Source organism: Streptomyces triticisoli, assembly GCF_003270085.1.
Lineage (GTDB): Bacteria > Actinomycetota > Actinomycetes > Streptomycetales > Streptomycetaceae > Streptomyces > Streptomyces triticisoli.
On the sequence record NZ_QFDQ01000029.1, the window covers coordinates 46,536 to 67,514 of the forward strand.

The 20,979-nt window shown below is 68.5% G+C and carries 16 protein-coding genes; 7 read left to right on the top strand and 9 right to left on the bottom strand.

The features are described from left to right. Positions 1-101: 101 nt before the first annotated feature. Entirely contained in the window at positions 102-2,351 is a 2,250-nt protein-coding gene (gene murJ / locus DEP02_RS06280; RefSeq protein ID WP_112466337.1) for a murein biosynthesis integral membrane protein MurJ, read from the bottom strand. 46 nt (positions 2,352-2,397) lie between these two features. Next, a complete protein-coding gene (locus DEP02_RS06285; protein WP_112466338.1) occupies positions 2,398-4,785 on the bottom strand; it encodes a DUF6049 family protein in 2,388 nt (795 codons plus the stop codon). A gap of 297 nt (positions 4,786-5,082) precedes the next feature. On the opposite strand from DEP02_RS06285, the gene DEP02_RS06290 reads away from it, so the two are divergent. After that, entirely contained in the window at positions 5,083-6,555 is a 1,473-nt protein-coding gene (locus DEP02_RS06290; protein ID WP_112466339.1) for a CCA tRNA nucleotidyltransferase, read from the top strand. 140 nt (positions 6,556-6,695) lie between these two features. Here the strand turns inward: DEP02_RS06290 and DEP02_RS06295 are convergent, their stop codons facing one another. From DEP02_RS06295 to DEP02_RS06305, 3 genes are all read right to left on the bottom strand, one after another. Beyond that, entirely contained in the window at positions 6,696-7,958 is a 1,263-nt protein-coding gene (locus tag DEP02_RS06295; protein WP_112466340.1) for an MFS transporter, read from the bottom strand. A 95-nt stretch (positions 7,959-8,053) separates the two neighbouring features. Further along, positions 8,054-9,136: an inositol-3-phosphate synthase gene (locus tag DEP02_RS06300; RefSeq protein ID WP_112466341.1), complete on the bottom strand. Its 1,083-nt coding sequence runs from the start codon at positions 9,134-9,136 to the stop codon at positions 8,054-8,056. 45 nt (positions 9,137-9,181) lie between these two features. Then, the gene (locus tag DEP02_RS06305) at positions 9,182-9,865 is read right to left on the bottom strand and encodes a PadR family transcriptional regulator (protein ID WP_112466342.1); all 684 of its coding nucleotides are present in this window, start codon (positions 9,863-9,865) and stop codon (positions 9,182-9,184) included. A 397-nt stretch (positions 9,866-10,262) separates the two neighbouring features. On the opposite strand from DEP02_RS06305, the gene DEP02_RS06310 reads away from it, so the two are divergent. Further along, positions 10,263-12,953: a transglycosylase domain-containing protein gene (locus DEP02_RS06310; protein ID WP_112466343.1), complete on the top strand. Its 2,691-nt coding sequence runs from the start codon at positions 10,263-10,265 to the stop codon at positions 12,951-12,953. A gap of 108 nt (positions 12,954-13,061) precedes the next feature. After that, the gene (locus tag DEP02_RS06315) at positions 13,062-14,570 is read left to right on the top strand and encodes a glycosyltransferase family 87 protein (protein ID WP_438947731.1); all 1,509 of its coding nucleotides are present in this window, start codon (positions 13,062-13,064) and stop codon (positions 14,568-14,570) included. An 83-nt stretch (positions 14,571-14,653) separates the two neighbouring features. On the opposite strand, the gene DEP02_RS06320 is transcribed toward DEP02_RS06315, so the two are convergent. From DEP02_RS06320 to DEP02_RS06330, 3 genes are all read right to left on the bottom strand, one after another. Further along, positions 14,654-15,685, bottom strand: a complete 1,032-nt coding sequence (locus DEP02_RS06320) for an alanine racemase (RefSeq protein ID WP_112466345.1) — start codon at positions 15,683-15,685, stop codon at positions 14,654-14,656. A gap of 83 nt (positions 15,686-15,768) precedes the next feature. After that, positions 15,769-16,890 (bottom strand): lipid II:glycine glycyltransferase FemX, encoded by a 1,122-nt coding sequence (locus DEP02_RS06325; protein WP_112466346.1) that lies wholly within the window; start codon positions 16,888-16,890, stop codon positions 15,769-15,771. Positions 16,891-17,102: 212 nt separating this feature from the next. Beyond that, complete coding sequence (locus tag DEP02_RS06330; protein WP_112466347.1) at positions 17,103-17,426, bottom strand: hypothetical protein; 324 nt, start codon at positions 17,424-17,426, stop codon at positions 17,103-17,105. 284 nt (positions 17,427-17,710) lie between these two features. Between DEP02_RS06330 and rpsF the strand changes: the two genes are divergently transcribed. The 4 genes from rpsF (at position 17,711) to rplI (ending at position 19,435) form a co-directional block, all read left to right on the top strand. Then, the gene (gene rpsF / locus DEP02_RS06335) at positions 17,711-18,001 is read left to right on the top strand and encodes a 30S ribosomal protein S6 (protein ID WP_112466348.1); all 291 of its coding nucleotides are present in this window, start codon (positions 17,711-17,713) and stop codon (positions 17,999-18,001) included. Positions 18,002-18,079: 78 nt separating this feature from the next. Continuing rightward, positions 18,080-18,676 carry a single-stranded DNA-binding protein gene (locus tag DEP02_RS06340; protein WP_112466349.1) on the top strand — a complete coding sequence of 199 codons (597 nt, stop codon included), beginning with the start codon at positions 18,080-18,082 and terminating at the stop codon, positions 18,674-18,676. A 57-nt stretch (positions 18,677-18,733) separates the two neighbouring features. Next, positions 18,734-18,970: a 30S ribosomal protein S18 gene (rpsR, locus tag DEP02_RS06345; protein WP_003949403.1), complete on the top strand. Its 237-nt coding sequence runs from the start codon at positions 18,734-18,736 to the stop codon at positions 18,968-18,970. A gap of 18 nt (positions 18,971-18,988) precedes the next feature. Further along, entirely contained in the window at positions 18,989-19,435 is a 447-nt protein-coding gene (gene rplI / locus DEP02_RS06350) for a 50S ribosomal protein L9 (protein ID WP_112466350.1), read from the top strand. A gap of 111 nt (positions 19,436-19,546) precedes the next feature. Here the strand turns inward: rplI and DEP02_RS06355 are convergent, their stop codons facing one another. Then, on the bottom strand, positions 19,547-20,884 hold the full coding sequence (locus DEP02_RS06355; RefSeq protein WP_112466351.1) for an MATE family efflux transporter: 1,338 nt from the start codon (positions 20,882-20,884) through the stop codon (positions 19,547-19,549). Between the last annotated feature and the right edge of the window lie 95 nt (positions 20,885-20,979).

Sequence of the window (20,979 nt, forward strand, 5' to 3'; positions counted from 1 at the left end):
CATCCATCGTGCGCTGTCCGACGCCGAAACCAATTGTGCCCACAGTCCGCCGCTATGCACGACACACGGCTGCGGACGATGGTTGTGCGCCTACCCCCGTCTCAGCGCCCCAGGCGCCCGCGGACCATGCCCACGAGCGAGTTGACTTCCTCGATGCGCATGCGGCGGGCGGCGACGAAGAAGACGCCGAGCAGCAGGGCTCCACCGGCCAGCAGTGCGGCGAACGACCCCACGACACCCTGGCCCAGTGTGTGACCGATGCCGTAGCAGGCTGCGCCGCTGACGAGTGCAGCCGGTACCGAGGCGATGCACAGCCGGGCGTACGTCCGCACCACGCGCGAGCCGTCCAGGTCGCCGCCCAGCCGCTTGCGCAGCCGCCGCCAGGCGACACCGACGCCGAACGCGTACGCGAGACCGTACGCGGCGGCCATGCCTGCAACGGCCCACCGGGCCGGGAGCAGGAAGTAACACAGGACCGAGGCAGCCGCGTTGACCGCGGCCACGATGACCGTGTTGTAGAAGGGCGTGCGGGTGTCCTCGTAAGCGTAGAAGGCGCGCAGGACGATGTACTGCACGGAGTAGGGAATCAGGCCGAGACCGAAGGCCATCAGCATGTAGCCCATGTTGGTGGCGGCCCCGGTGCCCGAGGAGCCGAACATCAGCGTGCACATCGGGATGCCGATCGAGAGGAAGCCGAAGGCGATGGGCACGATGGCGACGGCGGTGGTCCGCAGGCCCTGAGAGATGTCGTCGCGGACGGCGCCGCTGTCGTCCTCGGCGGCCGAACGGGAGATCCGCGGCAGCAGGGCGGCCATCAGGGAGACGGTGATGATGGCCTGCGGCAGGCCCCAGATCAGCTGGGCGTTGGCGTACGCGGCGAAGCCGGTGCCGACGACGCCGGACTGCTTGCCCGCGGCCGTGGACAGCTGGGAGACGACGAGTGCGCCCGCCTGGTTGGCCAGGACGAACAGGATGGTCCACTTGGCGAGTGCCGCGGCCTTGCCGAGGCCGTGGCCCCGCCAGTCGAAACGCAGCCGCAGCCGGAACCCGGTCTCGCGCAGGTACGGGATCATCGCCAGGGCCTGTACGACCAGTCCGAGCAGTACGCCGATGCCGAGCAGTCGCTGGCCCTCCGGCGGGATGTTCGTGACTTTCATGCCGGAGTGGGCGGCAGTGCCGTAGACCCAGATGAACGTGCCAAGCGTCACGATGATGACGATGTTGTTCAGGACCGGGGTCCACATCATCGCGCCGAACTTTCCGCGGGCGTTGAGGATCTGGCCCATCACCACGTGGACGCCCATGAAGAAGATCGAGGGCAGGAAGTAGCGGACGAAGGTGATGCCGACTTCGTTGGACGCCGGGTCGCTGGCGACCGAGTCGGACAGCATGCGGATCAGGAGGGGGGCGGCGAGCATCGCAAGGCCGGTGAGCGCACCCAGCGCCACCATGACGAGGGTCAGCAGCCGGTTGGCGTATGCCTCGCCTCCGTCGTCGTCTTCCTTCATGGCGCGCACGAGCTGGGGCACGAAGACGGAGTTGAGCCCGCCGCCGACGGTCAGGATGTAGATCATCGTCGGCAGCTGGTAGGCCACTTGGAAGGTGTCACCGAGCACACCGATGCCAAGTGCTGAGACGATCATCGCCGAGCGGATGAACCCGGTGAGGCGGGAGACCATGGTGCCCGCCGCCATCACGGCGCTCGACTTCAACAGGCCGGAAGCCTTTCCGCCCCTCTTGGCCGGAGCGGGAGCCGGCTCGGCTGCCGGGGCTGTGGCCTCGACTGCGGTCGCGGTGGGGGCATACGGACCCATCGGCCCCTGGCCGGCCGCCAGGGTCGGGGCGGGGCCGGGCACCGAGGGGGCTTCGACCGGGGGGTGCCCGCCGGCCTGCTGCTGGTCCCGGAAGAGGTGGGCGAAGGCGTCCGGCTCGTGGCGCTTCTCGCCGGAGTGGCTGACCAGGTCGTCGACGCCGACGAACTGTGTGGTGCGGGGGTCCTCGCCGTGCGGCAGGTACTGGGTGGTGCCCGACGGCTCCGGCGGTGGAGTCTGCGCCCACACCCGCGGGTCGGGGGCGTGCGGCGACTGCGGCGGCTGCCCGTAGAGCGGCTGCTGAGGTCCGTGGGTGCCGGGCGGTGGCGGGGGGTGCGCGGCGCGGTCGTACAGCGCCTCGCCGACCGGATCCTGGGCGGTGAGGTCCTGAGCCCGGTAGGGGTCCTCGGCGTAGGCGTCCTGGAGATACATGTCCGCGGGCGGCTGCGGCGGCATCTGACCGTGCTCGGGCGGCGGGGCGTCGGGGCTGTCCGAGCCGCCCACGGTCCGGCCGCGGTCACCGTCGTACGGCGCGTTCATGGATTACCCCACCTCATCGTCCCGGGCCCTCCGGGCCACGACATCCTCAACGGTCCACTTTCTCACCCGTGCCGGACGGGCCGGCGTCTTCCGCTGCGGTGTCCGGTGCCGGGTCACTCGGCTGCTTTGGGGCGTCGTTCTCCGGCTCGCCCGTGATCTCGCCGGTCCCGTCGGCGCCGCCCTCACCGCTGTCCGTGTCCGTTTTCTCGGCGGCCTCGGCCGTAGCAGCGCCCTGTGCGGCCTCCCGGGCCGCCGCCCGCTTGCGCTGGGTGTACATGCGGAAGCCGGCGAGGACGAGCAGCAGGACACCGCCGCCGATGACCAGCATCACCGTGGCCGTGATCTCGGTGACCTTCACGTCGAAGGTGATGGGCGTCCCGTACTCCCGGCCGTCCTGCGTGTAGAGCTGGGCGACCACCGTCACCGGACCGTTGGCGTTGGCCGATGTGGTGAACTTCACGGACTGGCTGTGCCCACCGGAGACCGCGACGGACTGCTCCGAGTAGGCCTTGCCGCCGATCTTGAGACGGGTGGGGTTGGTCGAGGTGAGCCGCAGCACCAGATGGTCGACGCCCTGCACCAGGTTGTTCTGCACGGTCACCGGGATCGTGGCGCTGCGGCCGGAGAGCTTCGTCTCCGACTTGTCGATCAGCTTGACCTGTTCGGAGAGGTCGTCGAGGTACGCCTCCACGCCGTCCCGGAAGTGCTCCGCCTCGTCGGCCCGGCCGCGCCACGCCGTGGACATCTCGCGGTTCATGGCGCGTCCGAAGGGTGTGACGACCCGGGACTCGTCGGTCAGGACGACCTTGAAGTTGTCGACCTTGTCCTGCGTTCTGGCGATCGCCGCGAAGGCGGAGCGGCCCAGTTCCTTCTTGCGCAGCGAGGAAGGGTAGCCGGCGGTCGACGGGACCCTCGTGGTGGCACCGGGGTCCGGCACGGCCTTGGCGGCCGCGGTCAGGTCCTGCGACTGGGACCAGGTGCTCTGCTGGAGGGCCGTCAGCGCCTGCGCCATGGCCTGGGCCTGGTGCGCGGTCGGCATGCGCTGCGGGGCCACGACGATGCTGCGCTGCTTGTTCGTCTGGTCGTGGAGCTCCAGGCTCTGGGCGAGGAACTGCTGTACGGCGAGTGTGGTGGTGCCGGCCCGCGACATGTCGCCCTCGAACGCCGTTGACAGGCGCTCGTCCGCGACGACTGCCGTGGTGCCGCCGCCGATGGGGCGGGCCGCGGAGGGCGTGTAGGTCATGTCGTCGGTCTCCCGCAGGCTGTCGCTGCGCGCAATGACCTTGTCGGCGCCCGCGGAGGTGGCGACCTTGACGATCGAGGGGTCTACGGCGCCGTCCACGGGCCAGGCGAAGTCCGTGCTCGGTTTCACATGGAGCACCGTCTCCACCGTGCCGGCGGCGACGTCGGTGGCGTCCTTGAGCTGGCTCAGCGAGCCGGTCACGCTCGTGCCGCCGTGGGCGAGGGAGGCCAGGTCGGGGTCGGCGAAGGGCAGCGCCACGACCTCCTTGCCCGCCACCGCCTGCTGCAGTTCGGCGAGCCACTGCTTGGCGACCGCCTGATGGGTGCCCGGGATGGGCGTGCCGCCGTCCGTCTGGACGCGGTAGCTGCGGGTCATGGCGTCCACGGACGCCAGCAGGTCGGGGTCGATGACCCAGGTGACGTCGAGGTTCTTGCCCAGCGACAGCATCTGCTCCAGGCGGCCACCGGGAGCGATGTCCTTGGCCAAGTCGTCGTTGAGGAAGACCGGCGTCTGCTGGGCGCCGGGCCCCGTCTCGGCGGTCATGTGGACGTGGGACACGAGCGGCCACAGATAGGTCGTCTTCGTCTTCGTGTCCGCATCGGCCGGCTTCCACGGCAGGAACGTGTGCTGGATGCCCAGCACCTGCTCCCAGGGCTGTGCGGAGGTCTGGCCGGACAGTGAGACGGAGAACCCGTAGACCCCGTCCGTGCCGAGGTTCAGCTTGTCGACCGGCACGGAGATGTTGAAGTGCTCGGCGACGCCCGGGGCGAGCTTGGCGAACTTCTGGACGTACTTGCCGCCGACCTCGGAGCCGTCGGCGCCCCACTCGAACGCGGTGCGCCGGGCCACGGCGTCGATCGCCGAGCGGGTGTCCAGTTCCCGACCTACGCGCAGTCCCACGTGGGCGTCGGTGACCGCCTGCTTGCCGTTGTTCGTCACGGTGCCCGAGACGGTCAGCGTGTCCCCGTCCGAGGGAACGCTGGGGCTGAGGGAGTCGAGGGAGACGGACACCGTGCGTGAGCCCGACGCGGCCCGGGGGGAATCCTGGCCGGCGGCGTGCGCGGCCGGCGCGGCGGGCAGCTGGAGCAGTCCGGCCAGCAGGGGTGCCCCGGCGAGCAGTGCCCCGGCACGCCGCAGCAGGCGGCGGGCAGGTGAGGGACAGGTCCCCTGGAAGTCTGCCGCCTCGGCCACGCGCTCGCCCGTCCCTCGTCGTCTTTGGTCGTCGGAATGTGCGTCCACGCATGGTAACGATGCGCGCCGAAGGGAAGTGCCGCGGAGCCGGTCATACGATCATGGGACGCCGACAGCTGCCCTGGATGTACGAGCATCCGAGGACATCATCCGTTACGCCGCAAAGGCTGGTCCTGGTGGGTAATGAGAGGTCTGTCTTCGCGTTCCACGGGATGCCGTCCCCGCACGCCCGCCGGGTGTCCGCGCGGGAACAATGACGGCGCGGCCGACCGCCTGGGCCACGTACCCTTTTCTGTTGTGCCGAACGCCAACGAAGACACTTCCTCTGTTCTGAGCCAGGTGCAGCAGCGCGCTGTGAGCGAACTGCTGCGGGTGGCCCCCGTCGCCGACGATCTCGCGTGCCGCTTCCAGGAGGCCGGGTTCTCCCTCGCCCTGGTCGGCGGCTCGGTCCGGGACGCGCTGCTCGGCCGGCTCGGCAACGACCTGGACTTCACCACCGACGCCCGACCCGAGGACGTACTGAAGATCGTGCGGCCGTGGGCCGACGCCGTGTGGGACGTCGGGATCGCCTTCGGTACGGTCGGGGCGCAGAAGCACGTCCGCGTCGGAGACACTGATCGATGCTTCCAGATCGAAGTGACCACCTACCGGTCGGAGGCCTACGACCGCTCCTCGCGCAAGCCCGAGGTGTCGTACGGCGACTCCATCGAGGAAGATCTCGTCCGGCGTGACTTCACCGCCAACGCGATGGCCCTGGCGTTGCCGGAGAAGACGTTCATCGACCCGCACAACGGCCTCGCGGACCTCGCGGCGCGCGTGCTGCGTACCCCCGCCACGCCCGAGGAGTCCTTCTCCGACGACCCGCTGCGCATGATGCGGGCCGCGCGTTTCGCCGCCCAGCTCGACTTCGAGGTCGCCCCCGAGGTCGTCACGGCGATGAAGGAGATGTCCGCCCGTATCGAGATCGTCTCGGCCGAGCGGATCCGGGACGAGCTGAACAAGCTGATTCTGTCGGTCCACCCGCGCCAGGGTCTGACCTTGCTCGTCGACACCGGTCTCGCCGACCATGTCCTGCCCGAACTGCCGGCCCTGCGCCTGGAGAGCGACGAGCACCACCGGCACAAGGACGTCTACGAGCACACGCTGACCGTCCTGGAGCAGGCGATGGCGCTGGAGGAGGACCCCGACCTGACCCTCCGCCTGGCCGCCCTTCTGCACGACATCGGCAAGCCGCGCACACGCCGTTTCGAGAAGGACGGCCGGGTCTCCTTCCACCATCACGAGGTGGTCGGCGCGAAGATGACCAAGAAGCGCATGACGGTGCTGAAGTACTCCAACGAGCTGGTGAAAGATGTCTCCCGTCTGGTCGAGCTCCACCTGCGCTTCCACGGCTACGGCACCGGTGAGTGGACGGACTCCGCGGTCCGCCGCTACGTCCGTGACGCGGGCCCGCTGCTCGACCGGCTCCACAAGCTGACCCGCTCGGACTGCACCACCCGCAACAAGCGCAAGGCTGCCGCGCTGTCCCGGGCGTACGACGGTCTGGAGGAGCGCATCGCCCAGCTCCAGCAACAGGAGGAGCTCGATGCGATTCGCCCGGACCTCGACGGCAATCAGATCATGGAGATCCTCGGCATCAAACCCAGCCCGGCCGTCGGCAAGGCGTACAAGCACATGCTGGAACTCCGTCTGGAGAACGGACCGATGGAGCACGATGCGGCGGTGGCGGCCCTCAAGGAGTGGTGGGCCGAACAGGACGGGCTGAGCTGACGCCGTGCGACGGGGTCATGTTTCACGTGAAACATGACCCAGGGGAGAACCCCGAGGGGCGATGTTTCACGTGAAACGTCGCCCCTCCTTCATCAAGCCCAAGGGGCTGTTGATCATCAAGGGGCGCATCGATGTGGCATTCATCGACGCTCGAAGCCGACCATGGTGACCGCAACCGCTGCATGGATGACAGCGGCCATGATCACCAGCACGGCCGAGCGGCCGTCCGGTGGCAGTATCAGCGTGGCGACGCCCGCGGCGCCCACGAAGGCGACATTGAACAGCACGTCGTACACGGAGAAGATCCGGCCGCGAAAGCCGTCGTCCACCGCGGACTGCACCACGGTGTCCGTGGCGATCTTCGCGCCCTGAGTGGTCAGCCCCAGGACGAACGCCGCGACCAGCAGGGGGCCGGTGGTGAACGGCAGGCCGAGGGCGAGTTCGAGGACCGCCGCGCAGCCGGCGCACACGGCGATCCAGCGGGTGGGTCCGAGTCGTCCCGCCGCCCACGGCGTCACGACGGCCGCCGCGAAGAACCCGGCGCCGGAAAGCCCCAACGCCAGCCCGAGCAGGCGCAGTCCGTCCTTCGTGTCCGAGGTCAGGCCATAGCGGCACAGCATCAGCACCATGACCGTCAGAGCTCCGTAGCAGAACCGCATCAGTGCCATCGACGCCAGCGCCAGGGCGGCTTCCCGGCGCGGCGGTGCGGCGAGATGCCGTATGCCCGCCATCAGGCCGCGCGCGGTGCCGGTCAGTGCCGCGCCCAGCCGGGGGTGGACCGGTGCCCGGTCGGGGCCGAGCAGTTCCGGAGCCATGAGGAGCGAGGTGAGTGCCGCGCACAGGTAGAGGACGGCCCCCAACAGCACCACGGCCGCGTCGGAGTCCGCGCCCAGCAGCCGTACGAGGAAGGCGAGACCGCCACCCGCGAACGCGGCCAGGGAACCGGCGGTCGGCGACAGGGAGTTGGCCATCACCAGCCGCTCGGCGTCGACCACGCGCGGCAGCGCGGCGGACAGCCCGGACAGAACGAAGCGGTTGACGGCGGTGACGCACAGGGCGGAGACGTAGAACAGCCAGTCCGGCACGGTGGCGACCATCAGCACCGCGGTGGTGGCCGCCATCACCGCGCGTGCCAGGTTGCCGTAGAGGAAGACCTGCCGGCGCCGCCAGCGGTCCAGCAGGACACCGGCGAACGGGCCGACCAGAGAGTACGGGAGCAGCAGGACCGCCATCGTGGAGGCGATCGCGGCGGCCGAGGTCTGCTTCTCCGGAGAGAAGACGACGTACGCGGCAAGCGCGACCTGGTAGACCCCGTCCGCGCCCTGGGAGAGCAGCCGCACGGCGAGCAGGCGTCTGAAGTTCCTCAAGCGCAGCAGAACGCGCAGGTCACGGACGACGGCCATGGGGCACAGCCTCACATACGGCAGGCCCCCGGGAGCACGCACGGTGCGTCCGGGGGCCCAACAGCCCTGGCAGGAGCGGTTTCAGAAGCGGATGGTCAGCGCTCGGCCTCGCCGCGGATGAACTTCTCCACGTTCTCGCGGGCCACGTCGTCGAAGTACTGCACCGGCGGGGACTTCATGAAGTAGGAGGACGCGGAGAGGATCGGACCACCGACGCCCCGGTCCTTGGCGATCTTCGCGGCGCGCAGGGCGTCGATGATGACACCGGCGGAGTTCGGGGAGTCCCAGACCTCGAGCTTGTACTCCAGGTTCAGCGGGACGTCGCCGAAGGCGCGGCCCTCGAGGCGGACGTAGGCCCACTTGCGGTCGTCGAGCCAGGCCACGTAGTCGGACGGACCGATGTGGACGTTGTCCTCGCCGAGGTCCCGGTCGGGGATCTGGGAGGTGACGGCCTGGGTCTTGGAGATCTTCTTGGACTCCAGGCGGTCGCGCTCGAGCATGTTCTTGAAGTCCATGTTGCCGCCGACGTTCAGCTGCATCGTGCGGTCCAGGATGACGCCGCGGTCCTCGAACAGCTTCGCCATGACACGGTGCGTGATGGTGGCGCCGACCTGCGACTTGATGTCGTCACCGACGATCGGCACGCCCGCCTCGGTGAACTTGTCCGCCCACTCCTTGGTGCCGGCGATGAAGACCGGCAGGGCGTTGACGAAGGCGACCTTGGCGTCGATGGCGCACTGGGCGTAGAACTTCGCCGCGTCCTCGGAGCCCACGGGCAGGTAGCAGACGAGGACGTCGACCTGCTTGTCCTTGAGTACCTGGACGACGTCGACCGGCTCCTCGGCAGACTCCTCGATGGTGGCGCGGTAGTACTTGCCGAGGCCGTCGAAGGTGTGGCCGCGCTGGACCGTCACTCCGGTGGAGGGCACGTCGCAGATCTTGATGGTGTTGTTCTCGGAGGCGCCGATGGCGTCCGCGAGGTCCAGGCCGACCTTCTTCGCGTCGACGTCGAAGGCGGCGACGAACTCGATGTCACGCACGTGGTAGTCGCCGAACTGCACGTGCATGAGGCCCGGGACCTTGGACGCCGGGTCGGCGTCCTTGTAATACTCCACGCCCTGTACCAGCGACGCGCTGCAGTTGCCCACGCCGACGATGGCTACGCGAACCGAACCCATTGGCGGTTGCTCCCTGTGTGTACTCGGTGAAGCCCCGACGGGACCTCACGTGGCGGTGTCGTCGGGCGTATCCGGCCGGGAAGGCTCCCCGGACCGGGGCAGGCCGCCCGTCGCTCCAGTTGCGGTGTCCTGCGAGGCGGGCCCCCCGGAGCCGGAACCCTTGAGGTCCCGCCCGGCCCGCTCGCTCTCGATGAGCTCGTTCAGCCAGCGCACTTCGCGCTCCACGGACTCCATCCCGTGGCGCTGGAGCTCGAGTGTGTAGTCGTCGAGGCGCTCTCGGGTGCGCGCCAGGGAGATCCGCATCTTCTCCAGGCGCTCCTCCAGCCGGCTGCGGCGGCCCTCGAGCACGCGCATGCGTACGTCGCGCGACGTCTGCCCGAAGAAGGCGAAGCGCGCGGCGAAGTGCTCATCCTCGTACGTGTCGGGGCCCGTCTGGGAGAGCAGCTCCTCGAAGTGCTCCTTGCCCTCGGCCGTCAACCGGTAGACGATCTTGGCGCGGCGTCCCGCGAGCGCGGCGGCGACGGCGTCCTCCGGTGCGCTCCCCGGCTCCTCGATCAACCAGCCGTTGGCGACCAGCGTCTTGAGGCAGGGATAGAGCGACCCATAGCTGAACGCCCGGAACACGCCCAGTGACGTATTGAGCCGTTTGCGCAGCTCGTAGCCGTGCATCGGAGATTCACGCAGCAGGCCGAGTACGGCGAACTCCAGGATCCCGGAACGCCGGCCCATCGTCGCCTCCTCTCTGCCGCGACCCGGTGTGGAGGGTGCCGCTCCGGGTGCCATGACGGTCTTTATCTCGCGCTGATGTATCGACTCGATACATCACGACGATAGAACGGTGCTTCGGATGCGACAAGAGGGGAACGGGTGAGCGGGATCACATCACCGCTTTGTTGAAGCCAAGTTGCCTGGTTTGGGGTGAACTTCGGGGTTCAGCGGGTTGCGGTGGTGCGTAGTCTGTGCGCCATGCATACCGCCGGGAACCGAGTGACGCCTGGGGACGTCCTCGTCCCGGGTGCAGTACGGGTGAATGTGCGACCGACCGCATCCGTACTTCGGGGGGACCGGAAACCAGCCGCCTTTTCCAGGCGCGCAAGGGTGCGCCTGCCCGAGGAGTAGTCGTTCGATGAGCGAGCACCGTCGCAAACCGCCGCAGCCGCAGGGAGGCGGACGTGCCGCGGCCCGACGCGGCCAGTCCGGTTCGTCCTCCGGCCGCCGCGCGGCACCGCGAGGCGCCACCGGATCTCCTGCCGGCTCCTATGGGGCCGATTCGCATGGATCGGGTCGTGGGTCGAGTTCGTACGGCGCGGGAGGTGGGGAGCGCCCGTACGGCGGCCGTGCCGAAGCCCGGCGGGCCGCGCAGAGAAGCGGCGGCCGACGAGGCCGGCCGCCGGGCGGCCCCAACGGGCGCGGTCGTGGCCGGGCGGCACCGCCCGGCCAGAACCGGATCATCGACTACCCGCGTGCGGACAAGTACGGATGGCGCCGCTGGATGCCGTCCTGGAAGCTCGTGACGGGGCTGTTCATCGGCTTCATGGGGAGCCTGGTGGCGCTCGCGGGCATCGGGTACGCGATGGTGTCCGTGCCCAATATCGACGAGACCGCGACCGCTCAGAACAACGTGTACTACTGGTCGGACGGCAGCGAGATGGTGCGAACGGGTGGTGAGGTCAACCGCCAGATCATCAACTACGCATCCATCCCCGAGGAGATGCGGTACGCCGTCATCTCGCAGGAGAACAAGACCTTCGAGACCGACAGCGGCATCGACCCCAAGGGCATCGGTCGTGCCGTGTTCAACATGGCGAGGGGCGGCCAGACGCAGGGTGGTTCCACCATCACTCAGCAGTACGTCAAGAACGCCATGCTCAACGACCAGTCGCAGACGCTCTCACGCAAGTTCAAGGAGATCTTCGTCGCGATCAAGGTCGGGGCCACCGTGGACAAGCGCGACATCATGGCCGGCTACCTGAACTCCGCGTACTACGGCCGCGGGGCGTACGGCCTTCAGGCGGCCGCGCGCGCGTACTTCAACAAGGACGCCAAGGACCTGAAACCGGGCGAGTGTGCCTTCCTGGCCGCGATGCTCAAGGGCGCGACCTACTACGACCCCGCGGGCGCGACCTCGATCGACCCGGCGGCCACGCCCGAGGACAACAAGAGGCGGGCCCTGCGACAGATGCAGGACACCCTCACCAAGATGGTCGAGTACGGCCATCTGAGCGCCACGGAACGGGCCAAGTACAAGACGCTGCCCAAGCTGGAGAACCCCAGGTCGAACACGCAGCTGAGCGGCCAGATCGGCTATCTCGTCGACCTCGCCAAGGGGTACGTCGTCAACAACACGGAGATCACTGCCGACAAGCTGCAACAAGGCGGCTACCAGATCCACACGACCTTCGACCGGAAGAAGGTCGACAAGCTGGAGAAGGCCGTCAAGAAGGTGTACAAGGCGAACATCGACCCCAAGAAGCGCCCGAGGACCGACACGCACGTCCAGTTCGGCGGGGCCTCGGTCGACCCGGAGACGGGCGCCATCGTGGCGGTCTACGGCGGTGAGGACGCGACGAAGCACTTCACGAACAACGCCGACGCCACGGGTGCCCAGGTGGGCTCGACGTTCAAACCGTTCGTGCTGGCCGCGGCCATGCAGGACGGCGTCCGTAATCCCAGTCTCGGAGAGACACAGGCGCAGGACGAGCGCACGCAGGTCTCCCCCAAGAGCCGCTTCAGCGGTCAGAACAAGCTCAAGATCAAGAATTACGACGGCACGGTCTGGACGAACGAGAAGGACCAGGAGTGGCTCCAGGTCAATGACGGCCAGGAGTCCTACGGCAGCCCGCCCGACTATCTGATCGATCTTCGCGAGGCGATGCGTTGGTCGGTGAACTCCGCCTTCGTGCAGCTGGGCATGGACGTGGGTCTGGACAAGGTCAAGCAGGCCGCCACCAACGCCGGCCTGAAGGAGAACAGCCTGGGCGGCGCCACCTTCCCGTCCTTCTCCATCGGCATCTCCGACCCCAGTGCCATCCGTATGGCGGGCTCGTACGCCACCTTCGCCGCCAGCGGAAAGCAGAACGAGCCGTTCTCGGTCACCAAGGTCGAGAACAAGGACGGGGTGCTCTTCAAGCACGAGAGCCGGACCAAGCAGGCTTTCACCGAGAAGGTCGCCGACAACGTCACCGACATCCTGAAGACCGTGGTGGAGAAGGGCACGGGCACCAACGCCCAGTTGCCGGGCCGTGAGGTGGCCGGCAAGACCGGTACCACGGACGGCAACAAGTCGGCCTGGTTCGTCGGCTACACCCCACAGCTGTCGACCGCGATCAGCATGTTCCGGCTCGACGACGACGAAAGCAACAAGTCGCGGGAATTCCTGAAGATGTTCGGAACGGGCGGCCAGGAGAAGATCCACGGCGCCTCGTTCCCGGCCGAGATCTGGCACGACTACATGCTGGAAGCGCTCAAGAACGTGCCGGCGAAGGCCTTCCCGACGCCCGAGCCCATCGGCGAGATCGTCAACGCCGAGCCCAGCCCCACACCGACTCCTTCGGCCACCGAGACCGAGGAGGAGAGCCCGACTCCCTCGCCCACGCCCAGCCGGACCGAGCCCAGCCCGACGCCCACGCCGACCCGGACTCGTTGTGGTTTCTTCGGCTGCGGCGACAACGGCGGTCAGACGGGCGACGGCGGCACGGACGGTGGCATCACCCCGGAGCCTTCACCCAGCGACACGGGTGGTGACGACAGTGGCAGCGGAGGCAGCAACCGGGGCAACGGCAACGGAGGCGGCTTCTTCGGGGGCACGAACAATTAGCCGCTTCGCCATCCGGCGAGGGCGTTTCACGTGAAACAAGGGCCGCCGCACCCACCCGGTGCGGCGGCCCTCCGCTTCTTCCCGGACACGTACGGCAGGATGTGCCCCATGCCCAGTGCTGAACCCACGCAAGCGAGCGCACACGAACCCGACCCGGTGCGGCCCACCAAGGAGGACGAGGTCGCCACGGCCGGCAGTGAGCTGATCGGCGGCCCGGTCGGTCGACGCGCCCTGCTCGGGACGTCCTGGTGGACCCCGGTACGGGTCGTCGCGCTCGTCGCGATCGGCATGTTCGCCCTCGGCCTGGTCCAGAAGGCGCCCTGCTACCACGGCGCCTGGTTCTTCGGCGCGAGCTCGCAGTACACAAAGGCCTGCTACTCGGACATCCCGCACCTCTACCAGGGGCGCGGCTTCGCCGACGGCCTCGTGCCCTACTTCGACAAGCTCCCCGGCGACATGCCGTACCTGGAGTACCCGGTGCTGACCGGACTGTTCATGGAGGTGGCCTCCTGGCTGACCCCGCACAGCGGCAGCATCCAGCACCAGGAGCAGTGGTACTGGATGGTCAACGCCGGGATGCTGATGGTGTGCGCGGCCGTCATCGCCGTCTGCGTGGCCCGTACGCACGCCCGGCGGCCGTGGGACGGTCTGCTGGTCGCCCTGGCACCGGCCTTCGCGCTGACCGCCACCATCAACTGGGACCTGCTGGCGGTCGCCCTGACGGCCGCCGCGATGCTGATGTGGTCCCGGGGACGTTCGCTCGCCTTCGGCGTCCTGCTGGGGCTCGCCACGGCCGCCAAGCTCTACCCCGTCTTCCTGCTCGGCCCGCTGTTCCTGCTGTGCTGGCGTGCGGGGAAGTGGCGCGACTTCGGCAAGGCCCTGGCGGGCGCGGTCGTCGCCTGGCTGGTGGTGAACCTGCCGGTGATGGCCTTCGCCGAGGACGGCTGGTGGCAGTTCTACAGGTTCAGCCATGACCGGGGCGTCGACTTCGGATCCTTCTGGCTGATCTGGGCCCAGAACTCCAGCAACCCGCCCAGCACCGACTTCGTCAACACCACGGCCACGCTGCTGGTGGTGCTGTGCGCCCTCGGCATCGCGGTGCTGACACTGTCCGCCCCGCGCCGCCCGCGCTTCGCCCAGCTCGCCTTTCTGATCGTCGCGGCCTTCATCCTCACCAACAAGGTCTACTCGCCGCAGTACGTCCTGTGGCTGGTCCCGCTGGCCGTGCTGGCCCGCCCCAAGTGGCGGGACTTCCTGATCTGGCAGGCCTGCGAGGTGGCGTACTTCCTCGGGATCTGGATGTACCTCGCGTACACGACCAGCGGCGATGCCCACAAGGGTCTGCCGACCGACGGCTACCACTGGGCGATCGCCGTGCATCTGCTGGGCACGCTGTACCTGTGCGCGGTCGTCGTACGCGACATCCTCATGCCGGAGAGGGACGTGGTGCGCCGCGCCGGCGACGACGACCCCTCGGGCGGCGTACTCGACGGCGCCGAGGACGTCTTCGCCCTCGGCACCCGCACTCCTTCACCACGTGACCTGACCCACGTCGGCGCACCACAGGTGGAGTGGGGCGGCCAGAGCACGGACGCACCCCAGGACGGTTCGCCCTGAGCGAACAGAGCTCGCTCAGGGCGAACATGCGGAAGGCCGTACACGGCAGTGACCGTGTACGGCCTTCCGCATGAGAAGGGGGCTCAGTGGTCCACGAGCCGGTCGAACTGCGTGGTGGTGTGCCGCAGATGCGCCACCAGTTCGTCACCGACCTTGGGCTCCTGGGCGTCCGTGGGGATGAACAGGATCGACACCTGCATGTGCGGTGGCTCAGCGAACCAGCGCTGCTTGCCGCTCCAGACGAACGGGGAGAGGTTCCGGTTCACCGTGGCAAGGCCGGCGCGGGCGACGCCCTTGGCCCTCGGCATGACGCCGTGCAGCGCCTTGGGGGCCTCCAGGCCCACGCCGTGCGACGTACCGCCCGCCACGACCACCAGGAAGCCGTCCGAGGCCGCCTTCTGCTGGCGGTAGCCGAAGCGGTCGCCCTTGGCGACCCGCGTGACGTCCAGGACCGAGCCGCGGTACTCGGTGGCCTCGTGATCCCCCAGCCACAGCCGCGTGCCGATCCGGGCACGGAAACTGGTCTGCGGGAACTGCTGCTGCAGCCGGGCGAGTTCGTCCGCCTTGAGATGGCTGACGAACATCGTGTGCAACGGCAGCCGGGCCGCGCGCAGCCGGTCCATCCAGCCGATGACCTCCTCCACCGCGTCCGAGCCGTCGGTGCGGTCCAGCGGCAGGTGGATGGCGAAGCCCTCCAGCCGGACGTTCTCGATGGCGGCGTGCAGCTGCGGCAGGTCCTGCTCGCTGACACCGTGCCGCTTCATCGAGGACATCACCTCGATGACGACACGGGCCCCGACAAGGCCGTACACCCCGTCGACCGACGACACCGAGCGGACCACCCGGTCGGGCAGCGGCACCGGCTCCTCGCCGCGGCGGTACGGCGTGAGCACCAGCAGGTCGCCGCTGAAGAAGTCCTTGATGCGCGCGGCCTCGTACGTCGTGCCGACGGCGAGGATGTCCGCGCCCAGCCGGGTGGCCTCCTCCGCCAGCCGCTCGTGCCCGAAGCCGTAGCCGTTGCCCTTGCAGACCGGGACGAGTCCCGGGAACTGCTCCTGCACGTGCTTGTGGTGCGCCCGCCAGCGCGCGGTGTCGACGTAGAGCGTGAGCGCCATGGCCGGACCTGGAACCTTTCTCGTGGCTGCGGTGTATCAGAAGTATGGAAGTTGTCGACCGAGTCGAAGCGAAGAGCGTCAGGTCAGCGACGCGACATGTAGATGTCGAGCGCCTTGTGGAGCAGCTTGTTCAGCGGGAAGTCCCACTCGCCGAGGTACTCGGCGGCCTGCCCGCCGGTGCCGACCTTGAACTGGATCAGGCCGAAGAGGTGGTCGGTCTCGTCCAGCGAGTCGGAGATGCCGCGCAGGTCGTAGACCGTGGCACCGAGCGCGTAGGCGTCGCGCAGCATCCGCCACTGCATTGCGTTCGAGGGCCGGACCTCCCGGCCGATGTTGTCGGAGGCGCCGTAGGAGTACCAGACGTGGCCGCCGACGATCAGCATGGTCGCCGCGGCCAGGTTCACACCGTTGTGCCGGGCGAAGTACAACCGCATGCGGTTGGGGTCCTCGGTGTTGAGGGCTGTCCACATGCGCTGGAAGTACGACAGAGGGCGGGGCCGGAAGTGGTCGCGCACCGCGGTGATCTCGTACAGCCGCTGCCATTCCTCGAGGTCCTGGTAGCCGCCCTGGACGACCTCGACACCGGACTTCTCGGCCTTCTTGATGTTGCGACGCCACAGCTGGTTGAAGTTCTTGTGCACCTCTTCCAGGGACCGGTTGGCCAGCGGTACCTGGAAGACGTAGCGGGGCTGGACGTCACCGAAGCCGGCGCCCCCGTCCTCACCCTGCTGCCAGCCCATACGGCGCAGCTTGTCGGCGACCTCGAAGGCGCGGGGCTCGATGAAGTCGGCTTCCAGGTCGCGCAGACGCTTGACGTCCGAGTTCTGGATGCCCTTCTTGATGGTCTCGGCGTTCCAGCGGCGGATGACCACCGGCGGGCCCATCTTCACCGAGAAGGCGCCCTGTTGCTTCAGATGCGCCAGCATCGGCTGGATCCAGTCGTCGAGGTTCGGCGCGAACCAGTTGATGACCGGACCCTCGGGCAGATAGGCGAGATACCGCTTGATCTTGGGCAGTTGGCGGTACAGGACGAGACCCGCACCGACCATCTCGCCGGTGCGGTCGTCGAACCAGCCCAGGTTCTCCGGGCGCCACTCCGACTTGACGTCCGCCCAGGCCGGGACCTGCATGTGACTCGCCGCGGGCAGGCTCTGGATGTAGGCCAGATGCTGCTCTCGACTGATGGTCCTCAGGGTCAGGCTCATTCGGGGCGCTCCTCGGGCTGGTGTGTCCCCATGGGGTCAGGGGCTCCGGCTCTCGCGCCGAAGCCTACTGCGCCCGGGGAGCGCGCAGACGGGCCGCACGCAACCTTCGCCCTGGCCCGTCGCCCGCCGGGGCGCCGCGCACGGTCGGTGGGGGGCGGCGTCCGCGCAGTCCGGTGAACGCCGCCCGTCAGGAGCGGCCGGGGTGCCCGGGATCAGCTGAAGAAGCCGCCGAAGAGACCGCCGTGCGCCAGGCCGAGGTAGAAGCCGACCGCGGAGGCGCCGAGGCCGAGGATCAGCCCGAAGCGCTGGCGTGTCGTCACCGAGACCCACTGGCCGTACGCGCCGGTGAGGATGCCCACCAGGCCGGCCCAGGAACTCAGCAGGTGCAGACTGTGGAAGAGGAGCCCGGTGATGAAGGCCACCACGCCCAGCACCAGGGTCACCGCGAGCAGGGTGTCCTGGAGCGGGTGGGGCTTGCCGTCCGTGGCGAAGAGGCCGCCGCCGGCGGCGGTGTTCGGTCGCATCGTCTGTGCCATGGGGCACCTCCTGCGAAAGGCGGCGCATCCTAGCGCCGTGCACACCCGTGATGTCCAGGTTGGCGGTCCCTGCGACCCGATTTCAACCGGAAGCGGATGTGCGGGTACTCTGTACGGTCTGCACAGTGTCTGCCCCGGCGGAGCCACGGCGAACCCGGAGAGTGCGTCGGCCGACCCCGATTGTCAGTGACGGCTGATGTAATGCAGGCACTGTTGCGTACGCATCGCAACCCTCCTGCCACGGAACGACCGTGGCCGCTGAGTCCGAAGGAGGTGGGTTCCACATGCGTCACTACGAGGTGATGGTCATCCTCGACCCCGATCTTGAGGAGCGCTCTGTCTCCCCGCTGATCGAGAACTTCCTTTCCGTCGTCCGTGACGGTGGCGGAAAGGTCGAGAAGGTCGATACCTGGGGCCGTCGTCGTCTCGCGTACGAGGTCAAGAAGAAGCCCGAGGGTATCTACTCGGTCATCGACCTGCAGGCCGAGCCTGCGGTCGTCAAGGAGCTCGACCGCCAGATGAACCTGAACGAGTCGGTCCTCCGGACCAAGGTCCTCCGCCCCGAGACCCACTGAGCCCTTCCGCTCAGCCGGCCTCGGGATTCGAGTAGCAGCACAAGCAGCCAGAGCAGCACACCCGCCGAGAGGTTCCCCATGGCAGGCGAGACCGTCATCACGGTCGTCGGCAATCTTGTCGACGACCCCGAGCTGCGCTTCACCCCTTCCGGTGCGGCGGTCGCGAAGTTCCGCGTCGCGTCCACGCCCCGCACCTTCGACCGCCAGACGAACGAGTGGAAGGACGGCGAGAGCCTCTTCCTCACCTGCTCGGTCTGGCGCCAGGCGGCGGAGAACGTCGCCGAGTCGCTCCAGCGAGGCATGCGCGTCATCGTGCAGGGGCGGTTGAAGCAGCGGTCCTACGAGGATCGTGAGGGCATCAAGCGCACGGTCTACGAGCTGGACGTCGACGAAGTCGGCGCCAGCCTGCGCAACGCCACGGCCAAGGTCACCAAGACCACCGGCCGCGGTGGCCAGAGCGGTTACGGCGGCGGCCAGGGTGGCGGCGGCTGGGGCGGCGGCCCCGGTGGCGGCCAGGGCGGCGGCCAAGGCGGTGGCCAAGGCGGTGGCCAGGGCGGCGCTCCTGCCGACGACCCGTGGGCGACCGGTGCTCCCGCCGGTGGCGGCCAGGGTGGCGGCGGCTGGGGCGGCGGCTCCGGCGGCGGTGGCGGCTACTCGGACGAGCCCCCCTTCTAGGTCCCCGGACCGAGGGCGGGTCGTACCCACACTTCTTGATCACACAGGAGAAACACCATGGCGAAGCCGCCTGTGCGCAAGCCTAAGAAGAAGGTCTGCGCTTTCTGCAAGGACAAGGTCACGTACGTGGACTACAAGGACACGAACATGCTGCGGAAGTTCATTTCCGACCGCGGCAAGATCCGTGCCCGCCGCGTGACCGGCAACTGCACGCAGCACCAGCGTGACGTCGCCACGGCCGTCAAGAACAGCCGTGAGATGGCGCTGCTGCCCTACACCTCCACTGCGCGCTAAGGGAAGGGTGAGCCACTCATGAAGATCATCCTCACCCACGAGGTCTCCGGCCTCGGTGCCGCAGGTGACGTCGTCGATGTCAAGGACGGTTACGCCCGCAACTACCTGGTCCCGCGGAAGCTCGCGATCCGCTGGACCAAGGGCGGCGAGAAGGACGTCGAGCAGATCCGTCGTGCTCGCAAGATCCACGAGATCCAGACCATCGAGCAGGCCAACCAGGTCAAGGCCCAGCTCGAGGGTGTGAAGGTCCGCCTGTCGGTCCGTTCCGGCGACTCCGGTCGTCTCTTCGGCTCCGTCACCCCGGCCGACGTCGCCTCGGCGATCAAGGCTGCCGGCGGTCCCGAGGTCGACAAGCGTCGCATCGAGCTGGGTGCGCCGATCAAGACCCTGGGCGCCCACGAGACGTCCGTGCGTCTGCACCCCGAGGTTGCCGCCAAGGTCAACATCGAGGTCGTCGCGGCCTGACCGCCGCACGCGGCTTGAGCAGTCGGCGAAGGGGCCGCACCCGTCAAGGGTGCGGCCCCTTCGCGTGGTCGGCGCGCTGTGGTGCGAGAAGCGGCGTTTCACGTGAAACGGTCAGCGCGTCGCTCCCGTGACGACCCAGCGGCCCGAGCGGGAGCGCAGCCACAGGGTCAGCATGCGCACGGTCATCATCAGTGCCATGGCCGCCCAGAGCATGGTGAGTCCGCCTCCAAGAGTGGGAACGAGCAACGCCACCGGGGTGAAGACCGCCAAGGTGACCAGCATGGCTCCGGCGAGATACGGTCCGTCTCCAGCACCCATCAGCACACCGTCCAGGACAAAGACGATGCCGCAGACCGGCTGGGAGAGTGCCACCACGAGCAGGGCGGGCAGCGCGGTGTCCTTAACGGCGACGTCGCTGGTGAAGAGGGACAGAAAGAGCGGGCGGCTCAGGAGCACGAGGAGCCCGAGGCAGAACCCGACGGCTGTGCCCCACTGCACCATGCGCCGGCAGGCTTCCCTGGCGCCTGCGGCGTCCTCGGCGCCCAGACAGCGGCCGATGATGGCCTGTCCGGCGATCGCGATGGCGTCGAGGGCGAACGCGAGCAGACTCCACAAGGACAGGATGATCTGGTGAGCGGCGATGTCCGTGTCACCGAGGCGGGCCGCCACCGCCGTGGCGATCAGCAGGATCGCGCGCAGGGAAAGCGTACGGACGAGCAGGGGAACACCGGCCTGCGCGGACGCCCTGATACCGGCCGCGTCGGGGCGGAGAGAGGCGTTGTGTTTTCGGGCTCCGCGGACGACCACGGCAAGGTAGACGGCCGCCATGCCGCACTGGGCGATGACAGTGCCCCAGGCCGAGCCCGCGATGCCGAGCCCGGCACCGTAGACGAGACCGGCGTTCAGGACCGCGTTGGCGATGAAACCCGCGACGGCCACATACAGCGGTGTCCGGGTGTCCTGCAGTCCGCGCAGGACACCGGTGGCGGCCAGAACGACGAGCATGGCCGGAATGCCCAGCGAGGAGATACGCAAATAGGTGGTCGCGTACGGAGCCGCGGTCTGCGAGGCACCGAAGAGGTCCACCAGAGCGGGGGCGGTGGGCAGCACGACCGCGATCATGGCGCCGCCGAGCAGCAGCGCCAGCCAGATGCCGTCCATGCCCTGGCGGATGGCGGCCTGGAGATCACCCGCACCGACGCGGCGGGCGACGGCCGCCGTGGTGGCGTAGGCGAGGAAGACGAAGACGCTGACGGCGGTCATCAGGAGGGCCGAGGCGACGCCGAGCCCGGCGAGCTGCGCCGTGCCGAGATGGCCGACAATCGCGCTGTCGGTCATCACGAAGAGCGGCTCGGCGACGAGTGCGCCGAAGGCTGGAACGGCCAGTGCGACGATCTCTCGGTCGTGCCGGCGCCGGGTGACCGTGCGGCGTGCGGGGGCCTGTGTCATGAGCGCCAATCTAATCGTCCACAGGTAAGAGATGCAAAGGCATGGAGACCCTTACTTCAGCTCTTGTGGCGTTCGCTTGTGCGTACCGCCTCAAG

Bases quoted from the DNA above. Each gene is read 5' to 3' on its own strand.
- murJ (WP_112466337.1), bottom strand. From the start codon at position 2,351: ATGAACGCGCCGTACGACGGTGACCGCGGCCGGACCGTGGGCGGCTCG.
- DEP02_RS06295 (WP_112466340.1), bottom strand. From the start codon at position 7,958: ATGGCCGTCGTCCGTGACCTGCGCGTTCTGCTGCGCTTGAGGAACTTC.
- DEP02_RS06300 (WP_112466341.1), bottom strand. From the start codon at position 9,136: ATGGGTTCGGTTCGCGTAGCCATCGTCGGCGTGGGCAACTGCAGCGCG.
- DEP02_RS06305 (WP_112466342.1), bottom strand. From the start codon at position 9,865: ATGGGCCGGCGTTCCGGGATCCTGGAGTTCGCCGTACTCGGCCTGCTG.
- DEP02_RS06310 (WP_112466343.1), top strand. From the start codon at position 10,263: ATGAGCGAGCACCGTCGCAAACCGCCGCAGCCGCAGGGAGGCGGACGT.
- DEP02_RS06315 (WP_438947731.1), top strand. From the start codon at position 13,062: ATGCCCAGTGCTGAACCCACGCAAGCGAGCGCACACGAACCCGACCCG.
- DEP02_RS06320 (WP_112466345.1), bottom strand. From the start codon at position 15,685: ATGGCGCTCACGCTCTACGTCGACACCGCGCGCTGGCGGGCGCACCAC.
- DEP02_RS06325 (WP_112466346.1), bottom strand. From the start codon at position 16,890: ATGAGCCTGACCCTGAGGACCATCAGTCGAGAGCAGCATCTGGCCTAC.
- DEP02_RS06330 (WP_112466347.1), bottom strand. From the start codon at position 17,426: ATGGCACAGACGATGCGACCGAACACCGCCGCCGGCGGCGGCCTCTTC.
- rpsF (WP_112466348.1), top strand. From the start codon at position 17,711: ATGCGTCACTACGAGGTGATGGTCATCCTCGACCCCGATCTTGAGGAG.
- DEP02_RS06340 (WP_112466349.1), top strand. From the start codon at position 18,080: ATGGCAGGCGAGACCGTCATCACGGTCGTCGGCAATCTTGTCGACGAC.
- rpsR (WP_003949403.1), top strand. From the start codon at position 18,734: ATGGCGAAGCCGCCTGTGCGCAAGCCTAAGAAGAAGGTCTGCGCTTTC.
- rplI (WP_112466350.1), top strand. From the start codon at position 18,989: ATGAAGATCATCCTCACCCACGAGGTCTCCGGCCTCGGTGCCGCAGGT.
- DEP02_RS06355 (WP_112466351.1), bottom strand. From the start codon at position 20,884: ATGACACAGGCCCCCGCACGCCGCACGGTCACCCGGCGCCGGCACGAC.